The following is a 12123-nucleotide window of genomic DNA, read 5'->3' on the forward strand; positions in this document are numbered from 1 at the left end:
GGCCAGCGAGTGGGACCTAATACTCAGGACATTCAGGAAGGAGCGACGTCATGCTTGAGCGAATCGACAAAGACAATACCTGCCACATCAAAACCGCCAACGGAACGAAGCTGCGCCCCGCCAGTGAGCTGGTCATCATCACTGACCCGGACAAGGCCATGTCAGCCGTGGAAGTTAATGGTGACCTGGTCCATCTCACCGAAGCCGAAGTGGATGCCCTGACCGTGGCCGGCGCGACCGATAAGCGCAAGCACCTGAAGGCCACCGACAGCGGCTCGGTGATCTGAATCCCGATCCACAGGCAACAGATGCGATTTGTGGCGAGGGGATTTATCCCCGCTGGGTTGCGAAGCGACCCTAAAGACCCTCGACCGGGTCTGTCCGGCATACCGGGTGCACTGACTTGGGGGCGCTTTGCGCCCCAACGGGGATAAATCCCCTCGCCACAGTAAATTCCCGTGCCACAGTAAATTCCCGCGCCACAGTAAATCCCCCTCGCCACAGTAATATGTTCGGCACTTCCTGGGTGCATCAAAGTGTCGCAGGGCCTGGGCTTCGCGGCATCTGATCCGGTTTTTATCGAAACACCTGAGTCTGTTATGCAAACAGTTCCATGGTCATAGTGCGCCGGCCAGATAGAGGCTGATGAGCGACCGACCATGAGCGATAGAATCCCCGTCCAGTTGATACAGACCTTCGAACCCGCGCCGTCGAAAATCAAGGCCAGGACCACCGATAACCTGATCCACACCCGCAGTTTCACCGGTTTGTTCCGCACCTTGCGCATCAGCGGTGCGGGGGTTCTGTTCCTGCTGTTCTTCGGCACGGTGTGGTTGGACTGGGGCGGCCGCCAAGCGGTACTCTGGGACCTTTCCGAAAGCAAATTCCACATCTTTGGCGCGACCTTCTGGCCCCAGGATTTCATCCTGCTGTCGGCCTTGCTGATCATTGCCGCCTTCGGCCTGTTTGCGATCACCGTATTTGCCGGTCGCGTGTGGTGCGGCTACACCTGCCCGCAGAGCTCCTGGACCTGGATCTTCATGTGGTGCGAGAAAATCACCGAAGGCGAACGCAACCAGCGGATCAAGCTGCAGGCCGCGCCCTGGGGCCTGAACAAACTCTTGCGCCGCAGCGCCAAGCACACACTGTGGCTGGCCATCAGCCTGCTCACCGGCCTGACGTTCGTGGGGTACTTCACGCCGATCCGCCCCCTGGCCGAAGAGTTGCTGACCCTGCAAATGGCCGGCGTGAGCCTGTTCTGGGTGCTCTTCTTTACCGCAGCCACCTACCTCAACGCCGGCTGGCTGCGTGAAGCGGTGTGCATGCATATGTGTCCCTATGCACGCTTTCAGAGCGTGATGTTCGACAAGGACACGCTGACTATTTCCTACGACGCGGCCCGTGGTGAAATCCGCGGCCCACGCAAACGCGAGGCAAACCCGGCCAATATTGGCCTGGGCGACTGCATCGACTGCCAGATGTGCGTGCAGGTCTGCCCCACCGGCATCGACATCCGCGACGGCCTGCAGATGGAATGCATCGGCTGCGCGGCCTGCATCGATGCCTGCGATTCGATCATGGACAAGATGGGCTACGCCCGTGGCCTGATCAAATACACCTCCGAACATCAGTTACAGGGCGGCAAGACTCACCTGCTGCGACCTCGGCTGATCGGCTATACCACCGTGCTGCTGGTGATGATCGGCGCGCTGGTCGTGGCGCTGATGCAACGACCCATGGTGTCGCTGGATGTCAGCAAGGACCGTGGCCTGTTCCGCGAAAACAGCGCAGGCCAGATCGAGAACATCTACAGCCTGAAAATCATCAACAAGACCCAACAGCGCCAGGACTATCAACTGTCCCTGATGGACGGCGACGGCTTCATCCTGCAAGGCAAGACCCAACTGAGCCTGGCCCCGGGGGAAATCGTCGATGTGCCGGTGTCGGTGGCGATGCTCAGCGAACGGCCCGGTAAAGGCTCCCAGGAAATGACGTTCAAGGTCGTCGACAGTGACGCGCCGGGCATCTACAGCATCGCCAAGAGCCGTTTTGTCGCACCGATGAATCGTTGAAGCTTTAAGATGCCGGGCACCTGTGGGAGCGAGCTGGCTCGCGATAGCGGTGGGTCATATGCCACCGTCATCGCGAGCAAGCTCACTCCCACCGTTAAGTTCACAAATTTACTGGTCCCTCCATGAAACGCTACGAGAAATTTGCCGACGACATCGCTGAACTGATCCGCTCGGGCATGCTGGGGCCAGGTCAGCGCGTGCCGTCGGTACGCTACGCCAGCCAGACCTACGGTGTCAGCCCGTCCACCGTGTTCCAAGCCTATTACCTACTGGAACGACGCGGCATGATCCGGGCCCGGCCGCGCTCCGGCTACTTCGTCAACACCCACGCGCCGAGCCCGTTTTCGGAGCCTGCGATCAGCAGCCAGGTGCACGAGTCCACCGAAGTCGACGTCAGTGAGCTGGTATTTTCGGTCCTCGACTCGATCAAGGACCCGGCCACCATACCGTTCGGCTCGGCATTCCCCAGCCCGACCCTGTTCCCACTGCAACGGCTGTCCCGTTCACTGTCCAGCGCGACACGGGACATGGACCCGCGAATGGTGGTCACGGACATGTCGCCAGGCAACCCGCAACTGCGCCGACAGATCGCCCTGCGCTACATGGTCGGCGGGTTGATGCTGCCCATGGAGGAACTGCTGGTCACCAACGGCGCCCTGGAAGCGTTGAACCTGTGCCTGCAAGCCGTGACCGAGCCCGGCGACCTGGTGGCGATCGAAGCGCCAGCGTTCTACGCCAGCCTGCAAGTGTTGGAGCGCCTGAAGCTCAAGGCCGTGGAAATTCCCGTCCACCCGCGCGACGGCATCGACCTGGACGTGCTGGCGCAAACACTGGAACGCCATCCGATCAAGGCCTGCTGGTGCATGACCAGCTTCCAGAATCCCATGGGCGCGACCATGCCCGAGGAGCGCAAACAGGCGCTGGTAGCGTTGCTGCGCCGTCATCAGGTGCCGCTGATCGAGGACGACGTCTACGCCGAACTCTATTACGGCCAGCAGGCCCCCAAGCCCGCCAAGGCGTTCGACACCGAAGGCTTGGTGATGCATTGCGGCTCGTTCGCCAAGAGCCTGGCACCGGGTTATCGCATCGGCTGGGTCGCCGCCGGGCGCTATGCGCAGAAGATCGAACGGCTCAAGCTCATGACCTCGTTGTGTGCCTCGATGCCGGCCCAGGCCGCCATCGCCGACTACCTGCAACACGGCGGCTACGACCGTCATCTGCGCAAACTGCGCTATGCCCTGGAGGAACAGCAAAGCGCGATGCTCGCCGCCATCGCCCGCTACTTCCCCGCCCAGACCCGGGTCAGCCAGCCGGCGGGGGGCTACTTCCTGTGGCTGGAGTTGCCGGAGCAGATGGATTCGCTGAAATTGTTCCAGATGGCCCTGGCCCAGGGCATCAGCATCGCGCCGGGACCGATCTTTTCACCGACCCGGCGTTTCAGGAATTGCATCCGCTTGAACTATGGCAGCCCGTGGACCGAGGCCTCGGAAAAAGCCATGGAAACGTTGGGGCGGATTATTCGATCATTTTGAATTTGGGTTACTACCCGGGGCTCAGCGCCCACCCCCCAGATCCACAAACGTCCCGGTCGCATACGAAGCCTTGTCCGACAGCAGCCAGATAATCGCTTCAGCCACTTCATCCGGACGCCCGCCTCGAGCCATGGGGATCGCTGATTCCAGCTTGCTGACCCGATCCGGGTCGCCACTCAGGGCATGGAAATCGGTGTAGATGTAACCGGGACGCACCGCGTTGACGCGAATGCCTTCGCCGGCCACTTCCTTGGACAAGCCGATGGTGAAGGTGTCCAGCGCGCCCTTGGAGGCCGCGTAATCGACGTACTCCCCCGGTGCGCCCAAGCGCGCGGCCACCGACGAGACGTTGACGATGCTGCCACCCTGCCCGCCGTGCCTGGGCGACATGCGCAGCACCGCGTGCTTGGCGCAAAGAATCGGCCCCAGCACGTTGGTCTTCATGATCTTGAGAATGCGGAATTCGGACATTTCATCGAGCCGGGATTTCTGCGCGACCGTGCCGGCGTTGTTCACCAGGGCGGTGACACGGCCAAGCTCGGCGTCCACCCGGTCGAACAGGCCGATCACTTCGTCTTCGATGCTCACGTCGGCCCGCACGGCAATCGCCTGCGCGCCCTTGGCCCGGACCTGTTCGAGCACATCCTGCGCGGCACTTTCGTCGGACTGGTAATTGATGCAGATCCGATAACCCAACTCGGCAGCCAACAGCGCCGTGGCCGCCCCGATTCCGCGGCCGCCACCGGTGATGACGATGACTTTATCCACGTTTGCTTCCCCCATTCCACGGATAGACGTGCGCTGCCAAGAATAGCGTTCGCGTCACACTTTGCACAAACCGCTGTGCTTACCGGGCCAGGGCGCGCAGATCCAGGCGTCCGTCCAACAGCGGCGGGCACCAGTAATAGCCGCCGGTGATTGGCCGGCTCATGCGATACAGGCCATCGGTGATACCGTCTTCCAGGCCACTCATGCGGCGCAGTTGTGCCTCGAAAGCATCGAGGGAGAAACCGAACGCCAGGAACATCAGCCCCGCACGGTCGCCTTCGATCCACGGCATGGAGCGACGGACCACGAACGCCTCCGGGGCGAAGCTTTCCTGGGCGGTGCGCTTGACGTGGGCCGATTCCGGTGCGTCGTCGATTTCTTCGTTGTCGCTCAGGCGCCGGCCCATGATGTTGTCGCGCTCATGGGGTTGCATCGCCGCGAAACCATCCAGATCGTGCTGCCATTGCTGGATCGCGGCGAAACTGCCACCGCGCACCCCATCGGCGCCCTGGGCCAGGGCGGCAGCGATGGCAGCCTCGTCGTGCGGGTTTTCGGTGCCGTCTTCGTAGCCGGTCAGGTCATGGCCGGTCATATGGCGGAAGGTTTCGTTCATCTGTACCAGGCGCAGCGCCGGGGCCAGCGCCGCCTCGATGGCGCGACTGCGGTGCATCAGCTCGCCACGGTCTTCGCCGTGCAGCCAGCACCACAACGCGTGCTGGGTCGAGGGGTTGTCCACGCCGACGCCGGCCAACGCAGGAAAGGCCCGTAGGCCTTCGACCTGGGCGCCCAACGCCTGGACCAGCGATTCACCAAAGCCGATCACGGCACGGTTATCGAGCAACAACCGGAGTTTGTCTAGCGCAGCCGGCAATGCTTCGACCGATTCCAGGGCAAAAAACAAATGACGGGCCTGAGGCGGAACAGGGGTGGCGAGAATGCCGGGCTGGTAGTAACTCATGTGAACTCCTTTAGAAAGAGCCGCGAGTTTACCCGGCGGCTGCCGCTTTGTGTGGTTTGGCTTGAGGTCCGGTCGCGTCGGGTAACCCGACCGTTTTGTGGGAAGTTTCCCGCAGCCCCGTCAGACGACTCAGAAAACATGCCTCGCCCGATAACCTCGGATTGCCGGGCCGCCAAAAACGCCCTAGATTGAGCCCCCTCCAGGAAGGTCAACGAGAACGCTGCACCATGCCAATTGCCAGATCGATACTCGCCGGGATTTTTTTCCTGGTCTGCGGAACGCCCGTAAGCTTTGCCCAGGAACGCATTGAAGACACGGTCAATGCCGTCATCCAGCCCTTGATGAAGCAACAGGACATCGCGGGCATGGCGGTAGCGATCACGCACAACGGCCAACGGCAGTTTTTCAATTTTGGTGTCGCCGCCAAGGACACGAAAAAGCCGGTCACCGAGCAGACGCTCTTCGAGATCGGTTCGATCAGCAAGACCTTCACCGCTACCCTGGGCGCCTATGCCCAGGCCCAGGGCAAACTGTCCCTGGCCGATCCGGCCAGTCGCTTCGCCCCGGAGCTGCGCGGCAGCGCCTTCGACGGCATCAGCCTGCTCAACCTCGCCACCTACACCCCCGGGGGCCTGCCGTTGCAGTTTCCCGACGAGGCGGACCACCCAGACCGGATGTTCGATTACTACAAGACCTGGAAACCGCTCTACCCGACCGGCACCCAACGGGTCTATTCAAACCCGAGCATCGGCCTGTTCGGCTTCCTCGCGGCCCGCAGCCTGGGGCAACCATTCGATGAGGTGATGGAGCACACGCTGATGCCCGGGCTGGGCCTCAAGCACAGTTATCTCCGGGTGCCGCAGGATCAGTTGGGCCGATACGCCCAAGGCTATGCAAAGGACGGCAAACCCGTCCGGGTCGGCCCGGGTGTGCTGGACTCCGAGGCCTACGGGGTGAAAACCAGCTCATCGGACCTGATTCGCTTCGTCGAGGCCAACCTGCAGCCGGAAAAACTCGACGCCGATCTGCGCAAAGCCATCGCCACCACCCATACCGGGTTCTATTCGGTTGGTGGGATGACACAAGGGCTGGGCTGGGAGTTCTACCCTTATCCGATCGGCCTGGACACGTTGCTGGCCGGCAATGCACCGCAGATGGCCATGGCGCCGAACAAGGTAGAACCGCTCGATCCGCCCCGCCCTGCACCGGACAATGCTTGGATCAACAAGACCGGCTCGACCAACGGGTTTGGCGCCTACGTGGCTTTCGTGCCCGGTAAAAACATGGGCATCGTGCTGTTGGCGAACAAGAATTATCCGATTGAGGAACGGGTGAAGGCGGCGCACCGGATCCTGACGGCGCTGCAAGCGCAGTAGAAGGTTGAGTAAGTCACTGTGGCGAGGGGATTTATCCCCGCTGGGCTGCGCAGCAGCCCTAAAGCAGCGGACTCAATCTTCCTGACACACCGAGTTGTCTGGTTTGGGACTGCTGCGCAGCCCAGCGGGGATAAATCCCCTCGCCACAAAAGGGACCTCATCGACCTTTAGATCAATCGTCCAACGGCTTCACCGCAGCCGCCGGCTTGACTGCCTTGCCAGCCTTGGCGCCTTTCGCATCCTTGGCTGGTGCAGGCTCTGGCGCGGGTGGTGGGGCTGGAGGTGTCGCTTCTTTTTCTGCCGCAGGCAGTTTATCGACGGCATCGAAGAGGTCTTTCAGTTCGATCGCCCCGGAATGCTCAAGCTTCTTTTCCCCGTCCTTGCCCACCAGGATGATCTTGGTCTGAGCCCCGGCGCCCAGCTTGAGGGAGCGGATCAGCGCCATGGTGCTTTGCGGGTCCAGGTCCTTGCCATCGCGCTGCCCAATGGTATTGAGTACGGTGTAGAGCACCATGTTGCGCTCGGAAAAACCCTGCTTGCCTGCTGGTTCATCCAAGGCCTTTTTCAGGCTGACCCAGGCCGGGTCGACCGTACTCGGCGCGATAACGATCAGGGGGCGTGCCCTGCCTGCATCCGCCACCAGGGGTGAGTCGCTATCGGCAGCGAACAGGGGGCCGGCGATGGCCAGCAAGGTAGCGAAGGTCAACGACCGAATGAGCATGCGCCTCTCCTTTTGATATTTACGCTGTACTGATTGCACAGGGCGGCGATTGTTCCGCGAGAGTCGCTCAATACTGCGCCTGCCTGACTTGAAGCTTAGGCCAGGGGGGTCATTGCGCAACCGTAAGGAAAGTATGGCGCGAGAGTTGGAGCGGGGACCACTGTGGGAGCTCGCGATAGCGGCTTGACAATCAACATCGAGGTCGACGGTTCGATCGCTATCGCGAGTAAGCTCGCCCCCACATTGGACCAGAGTGATCGTTCTAGAACGCCAGCTTGAACCCGATCATCGCCAGCATCACCGCCAGGCACGGTCGTAGCAGTTCGTCGGAGATGCGTCCCGACAAATGACTGCCCAGGTAGATCCCCGGCAACGAACCGATCAGCAGGAAACCCAGGATGTGCCAGTCCATGTTGCCCATGCTCGCATGGCCCAGGCCAGCCACCAGGGTCAGCGGTACGGCGTGGGCGATCTCGGTGCCCACCAGGCGCTTGGTGACCAGGAACGGGTAGAGGATGAACAGCGCAACGGTGCCCAGGGCGCCAGCGCCGATGGAGGTCAAGGCGACCATGGTGCCGAGCACGAGGCCGGTGATGACCGTGAGCACATTCAGACGCGTGCCAGTGGGGTTGTAGTGCCCGCCGGCGCGGTCATGGGCGAATTGCAGCAAGCGTTTCTTGAACAGGATGGCCAGGGCGGTGGCGAACAACACAAAGCCCAAGGCTTGCTTGATCACCGCGTTCATGGCGTCGGGGGAGCTGTGCAGGCTGCTGAGAAACCACAGCGTCAAGCCGACCGCCGGCACACTGCCCAACGTCAGCCAGCCAGTGATAGCCCAGTCGATGTTGCGATTTTTTGCATGAACCAGGACACCGCCAGACTTGGTAATGGCTGCGTACAGCAGGTCAGTACCCACCGCCGTCGCAGGGTTGATACCAAACCACAACAGGATCGGGGTCATCAGCGAACCACCGCCGACGCCGGTCATCCCAACGATGAAGCCGACCACCAGGCCTGCAACGACTAAACCGACATTACCGAAATCCATTAAACCCGTCTCAGCACGACCGCATGAAAAATCTGGCCGCGAGCATAGCGATTTTTCTTATAACCCCCTATATCGATGTGATCTATCTTTATTCCTTTTCCGTCATTTCACTGGACCGGCAGGAAATTGAGGAACAGCAGGCTCTGGGCGTAATTCAAGCCGATTCGCCGGTAGCGCTCATCGAGCATCTGGGTCAGCAGGTCCAATCGGGCGACGATTTTTCCAAACTCCACGGCGAAACTCAGGTTGCTGCCCTCCTCCGAGATCTCATTGGAAAACAGCAACAGCTTGCCGTCCTTGTTCTGCCGCTGACTCAGCAGCCAGGTGGCTTTTTCGATATTGCGCGCCGCGTTGCTGACAAAACGCGGGTCGATGGTGTCGGTCATGTAGAACTCGAGGCGATTGCCGTGCGCGGTCACCAGCATGCTGCCAATGGCATAGATGAACGCCCCTACCCGATCACCGAGAAACTCCGGGCTCATGGCGTAGCTCAGGGCCGCCAGGTCCTTCTTGCCACCCAGGGTCGGCAACGGCTGTTGCTGCTCGATGGCCATGCGCACCTGTTTTTCCGCAGTGCGAGCGTCGAGAAAACCGGACTTGCGCAGCTCCTCGGGGTTGCGCAGGTACAGCTTGTTCATCAGCAAATAGAGGCTTTGCAGATTGTCGTGCATCGACAACGTGGCCATGCGGTCGACGCTGGTCTGCAAAAACTCCTGGGGCCTGGCGTTGCTGAACTGGGTGACCATGTCCCGTCCCTGCTGATGGCTGCAGCCGCCGCTGAACAGCATCGACACACCGACCAACAAAGCCAGGCAGCAGCGGCGCAATCTCGTCACAGGATAAAAAACACCGGCCATCGAATCTCGGTCTGGGCATGGGGAAGCGATGGGGGGTCGTCGCTTCCAGGCCATGGATAGAGCGGCAAAAATCACAAAAGTGCAGTACCTGGAGAAAACCCTCGGTCTTCAGCAACGACCCAATCACGCAATTAGTCTTACTTTTTAATTGATAAATCCTCATTAATGGCTATAAATCCCTTCTCACCCATCAAATAGAAAGACTACTAACCAGAAAAACCTTCAGCGCTGTCCGACCAGTAGCGGACTCGCCCCGCGTTCAAAACAACAACAAAACAACAGGAAGGAAGGTCATACCATGCTTGAATCCAGACAACTGCTCACGGCCCTCGGAGTGTCTCTGATGATCGCCACCTCGGCTTCCCAGGCTGCCGGCCTGACCAACGAACGCGGTGCGTTCGGCAAAACCGACGACGGCACGGCGGTGGAAAAATTCGTGCTGCGCAACAGTCACGGCATGGAGGCCACGGTCATCACCTACGGCGGCATCCTCCAGTCATTGAGCGTGCCGGACAAAAACGGCAAGGCCGCCGACATCGTGCTCGGCTTCGACGACGTGCAGGGCTACCAGAAGAACGGCAGCGTGTATTTCGGCGCCACCATCGGCCGCTTCGGCAATCGCCTGGCCGATGGGGCCTTCGAGCTGGACGGCAAGCGTTACCAGGTGCCGCAGAACGACCATGGCAACTCCCTGCACGGTGGGCCACAAGGTTTCGACAAACGTGTCTGGAAGGCCCAGCCCCATGATGGAAAGGACTCGGTGGGCGTCACCCTGACCTACGTGTCACCGGATGGTGAGATGGGCTTTCCCGGCACGCTGAAGACCGACGTCACCTACAGCCTCAACGAACAGAACGAGTTGCGCATCGATTACAAGGCGACCACCGACAAACCCACAGTGCTGAACCTGACCAACCACAGCTATTTCAACCTGGCTGGGGCCGGTAACGGCGACATCCTCGAGCAGCTCGCGACCCTGCACGCAGCCCACTACACGCCGGTCACCGGCAAACTCATCCCCACCGGCGAACTGGCCCCCGTGGCCGGTACACCGATGGACTTCACCCAACCCACCGCCATCGGCACCCATATCAAGGCCGATCACCCGCAACTCAAGTTCGCCGAACCGAAACAGGGCGGCTTCGATTTCAACTGGGCGCTGGACGCCAAGGGTGACGTGAGCAAACTGGCCGCCGAGGTGTACGACACGGACTCCGGACGCCGCCTGCAGCTCTACACCACCGAACCTGGCGTGCAGTTCTACACCAGCAACTTCCTCGACGGCACCGTCAAGGGCAAGCAAGGCAAGGTCTATCCGCATTGGGGCGCGTTCACCCTGGAAACCCAGCACTACCCCGACTCGCCCAACCAGCCGAACTTCCCTTCGACGCGGCTTGATCCGGGCCAGACCTACACCCAGACCATGGTGTTGAAGTTCTCCGCGAAGTAACGCCCCCGCCGAATCGTTCCCATGCTCGCGTGGGAACGATCAACACTGAACACTTGGTCTATCCTGCTGCCACACGTCAAAGCAAAAAAACAGGAGATAGGCATGAGGACGCTGGAATTGGCGGGTGTGTCCGTACCGGTAATCGGCCAGGGCACCTGGCGCATGGGTGAGGAACCGTCCCATCACAAGAAAGAAGTCGCGGCCCTGCGGTTGGGGATCGAACTGGGCATGACCCTGATCGACACGGCGGAAATGTATGCCGAAGGCGGTGCGGAGACAGTCGTTGGCGAGGCGATCACCGGCCTGCGGGACCAGGTTTTCCTGGTGAGCAAGGTCTATCCCCACAACGCCAGTCGCAAAGGCATTCCCCTGGCCTGCGAACGCAGCTTGCGCCGGCTCGACACCGATTACATCGACCTTTATCTATTGCACTGGCGCGGGCAGTACCCGTTGGCAGAAACCGTCGAAGCGTTCGAACGCCTGCGCGAAGAAGGCAAGATCGGCCGTTGGGGCGTGTCGAACTTTGACGTCGATGACCTCGAGGAGCTTGCCTCGCCGGCCTGCGCCACCAACCAGGTGCTGTACAACCTGCAGGAACGCGGCATCGAATTCGACCTGCTGCCCTGGTGCCAGCAACGGCCCATGCCGATCATGGCCTACTGCCCGGTCGGTCAGGGCGGGCACCTGCTCAAGGATCACACCCTGGGACAGATCGCCGAACGCCATCGCGCCACACCGGCGCAGATTGCACTGGCCTGGCTGTTGCGCCAGGACAATGTGATTGCCATTCCCAAGGCCGTGAAGCCTGAGCATGTGCGTTTGAATGCCGAGGCGGCGACCCTGAAGCTGGAACCGCAGGATTTGGCCGCCCTCGACCTGATATTTCCCCAGCCCCAGGGCAAGCAGCGGTTGGCGATGGTTTAGTTTCCCCGGGCCTGGCGCCTTTTTTTGGGGCGAGGGAGCTTGCTCCCGCTGGGCTGCGCAACGGCCCCTTTTGCGATCGCTTCGCGATCGAGCGGGAGCAAGCTCTCATCAAACAAAATACAACCCTCTGTTTTTAAAAAGCTTTTAAGCTGCATCGACCACCCTCATACCCAACTTAGTAGCCTTGCGTTGCAAGGCTCTAATTTGGCGATTACGACTTTGGGCCTCAAACTCCTCTATGCCTTTTTCCACATAAGGCTGTCCTTTGGTCAGCATGGCGTAGATCAACCGGGCCAGTTGATGGGCGGTAGCTTTGATCGCGCATGAGGTATCCATGCGGGCCAGTCTGGCGCGGTGACTGGCGCCAATAAAGCTCTTGTCGTTACGGGCACTGGAAGCAGCCTGCTTCAGGGCCTG

Annotated in this window: 11 protein-coding genes and 1 pseudogene; 6 read left to right on the top strand and 6 right to left on the bottom strand. The window is 60.7% G+C overall.

All coding sequences use genetic code 11. The annotated features are described in order from the left end of the window. Positions 1 to 50 precede the first annotated feature (50 nt). The 3 genes from BT116_RS28240 to mapR all read left to right on the top strand — a co-directional run bounded on the left by BT116_RS28240 (position 51) and on the right by mapR (position 3604). Positions 51 to 287, top strand: a complete 237-nt coding sequence (locus BT116_RS28240) for a DUF3203 family protein (RefSeq protein WP_072348898.1) — start codon at positions 51 to 53, stop codon at positions 285 to 287. A 372-nt stretch (positions 288 to 659) separates the two neighbouring features. Then, positions 660 to 2072 carry a cytochrome c oxidase accessory protein CcoG gene (ccoG, locus tag BT116_RS28245; protein WP_072348900.1) on the top strand — a complete coding sequence of 471 codons (1413 nt, stop codon included), beginning with the start codon at positions 660 to 662 and terminating at the stop codon, positions 2070 to 2072. A gap of 122 nt (positions 2073 to 2194) precedes the next feature. Then, entirely contained in the window at positions 2195 to 3604 is a 1410-nt protein-coding gene (mapR, locus tag BT116_RS28250; protein ID WP_072348902.1) for a GntR family transcriptional regulator MpaR, read from the top strand. Positions 3605 to 3625: 21 nt separating this feature from the next. On the opposite strand, the gene BT116_RS28255 is transcribed toward mapR, so the two are convergent. Continuing rightward, complete coding sequence (locus tag BT116_RS28255) at positions 3626 to 4372, bottom strand: SDR family oxidoreductase (protein WP_063322056.1); 747 nt, start codon at positions 4370 to 4372, stop codon at positions 3626 to 3628. A gap of 79 nt (positions 4373 to 4451) precedes the next feature. Further along, complete coding sequence (locus BT116_RS28260; protein ID WP_072348903.1) at positions 4452 to 5330, bottom strand: Dyp-type peroxidase; 879 nt, start codon at positions 5328 to 5330, stop codon at positions 4452 to 4454. A gap of 227 nt (positions 5331 to 5557) precedes the next feature. Here BT116_RS28260 and ampC point away from each other — a divergent pair, with 227 nt between their 5' ends. Continuing rightward, complete coding sequence (gene ampC / locus BT116_RS28265; RefSeq protein WP_072348905.1) at positions 5558 to 6706, top strand: class C beta-lactamase; 1149 nt, start codon at positions 5558 to 5560, stop codon at positions 6704 to 6706. 172 nt (positions 6707 to 6878) lie between these two features. Here the strand turns inward: ampC and BT116_RS28270 are convergent, their stop codons facing one another. The 3 genes from BT116_RS28270 to BT116_RS28280 all read right to left on the bottom strand — a co-directional run bounded on the left by BT116_RS28270 (position 6879) and on the right by BT116_RS28280 (position 9332). Then, complete coding sequence (locus BT116_RS28270) at positions 6879 to 7427, bottom strand: DUF4174 domain-containing protein (RefSeq protein ID WP_072348907.1); 549 nt, start codon at positions 7425 to 7427, stop codon at positions 6879 to 6881. A 262-nt stretch (positions 7428 to 7689) separates the two neighbouring features. Further along, positions 7690 to 8475, bottom strand: a complete 786-nt coding sequence (locus BT116_RS28275; RefSeq protein ID WP_063322060.1) for a sulfite exporter TauE/SafE family protein — start codon at positions 8473 to 8475, stop codon at positions 7690 to 7692. Positions 8476 to 8582: 107 nt separating this feature from the next. Further along, positions 8583 to 9332, bottom strand: coding sequence for a hypothetical protein (locus BT116_RS28280; protein ID WP_072348909.1), 750 nt, complete (start codon positions 9330 to 9332; stop codon positions 8583 to 8585). Between the two features lie 298 nt (positions 9333 to 9630). Here BT116_RS28280 and BT116_RS28285 point away from each other — a divergent pair, with 298 nt between their 5' ends. Together BT116_RS28285 and BT116_RS28290 are read left to right on the top strand one after the other, a co-directional pair. After that, positions 9631 to 10782, top strand: coding sequence for an aldose epimerase family protein (locus BT116_RS28285; protein ID WP_072348910.1), 1152 nt, complete (start codon positions 9631 to 9633; stop codon positions 10780 to 10782). Positions 10783 to 10884: 102 nt separating this feature from the next. After that, positions 10885 to 11706 carry an aldo/keto reductase gene (locus BT116_RS28290; protein ID WP_072348912.1) on the top strand — a complete coding sequence of 274 codons (822 nt, stop codon included), beginning with the start codon at positions 10885 to 10887 and terminating at the stop codon, positions 11704 to 11706. A 144-nt stretch (positions 11707 to 11850) separates the two neighbouring features. On the opposite strand, the pseudogene BT116_RS28295 reads toward BT116_RS28290, so the two are convergent. Beyond that, a pseudogene (locus tag BT116_RS28295) lies at positions 11851 to 12123 on the bottom strand (IS110 family transposase); the annotation flags it as partial.

The organism is Pseudomonas sp. NFACC16-2, from assembly GCF_900119205.1.
Classification (GTDB): domain Bacteria; phylum Pseudomonadota; class Gammaproteobacteria; order Pseudomonadales; family Pseudomonadaceae; genus Aquipseudomonas; species Aquipseudomonas fluorescens_Q.

Excerpts from the sequence above, each read along its gene's own strand:
- BT116_RS28240 (WP_072348898.1), top strand. The coding sequence starts at position 51 with ATGCTTGAGCGAATCGACAAAGACAATACCTGCCACATCAAAACCGCC.
- ccoG (WP_072348900.1), top strand. The coding sequence starts at position 660 with ATGAGCGATAGAATCCCCGTCCAGTTGATACAGACCTTCGAACCCGCG.
- mapR (WP_072348902.1), top strand. The coding sequence starts at position 2,195 with ATGAAACGCTACGAGAAATTTGCCGACGACATCGCTGAACTGATCCGC.
- BT116_RS28260 (WP_072348903.1), bottom strand. The coding sequence starts at position 5,330 with ATGAGTTACTACCAGCCCGGCATTCTCGCCACCCCTGTTCCGCCTCAG.
- ampC (WP_072348905.1), top strand. The coding sequence starts at position 5,558 with ATGCCAATTGCCAGATCGATACTCGCCGGGATTTTTTTCCTGGTCTGC.
- BT116_RS28270 (WP_072348907.1), bottom strand. The coding sequence starts at position 7,427 with ATGCTCATTCGGTCGTTGACCTTCGCTACCTTGCTGGCCATCGCCGGC.
- BT116_RS28275 (WP_063322060.1), bottom strand. The coding sequence starts at position 8,475 with ATGGATTTCGGTAATGTCGGTTTAGTCGTTGCAGGCCTGGTGGTCGGC.
- BT116_RS28280 (WP_072348909.1), bottom strand. The coding sequence starts at position 9,332 with ATGGCCGGTGTTTTTTATCCTGTGACGAGATTGCGCCGCTGCTGCCTG.
- BT116_RS28285 (WP_072348910.1), top strand. The coding sequence starts at position 9,631 with ATGCTTGAATCCAGACAACTGCTCACGGCCCTCGGAGTGTCTCTGATG.
- BT116_RS28290 (WP_072348912.1), top strand. The coding sequence starts at position 10,885 with ATGAGGACGCTGGAATTGGCGGGTGTGTCCGTACCGGTAATCGGCCAG.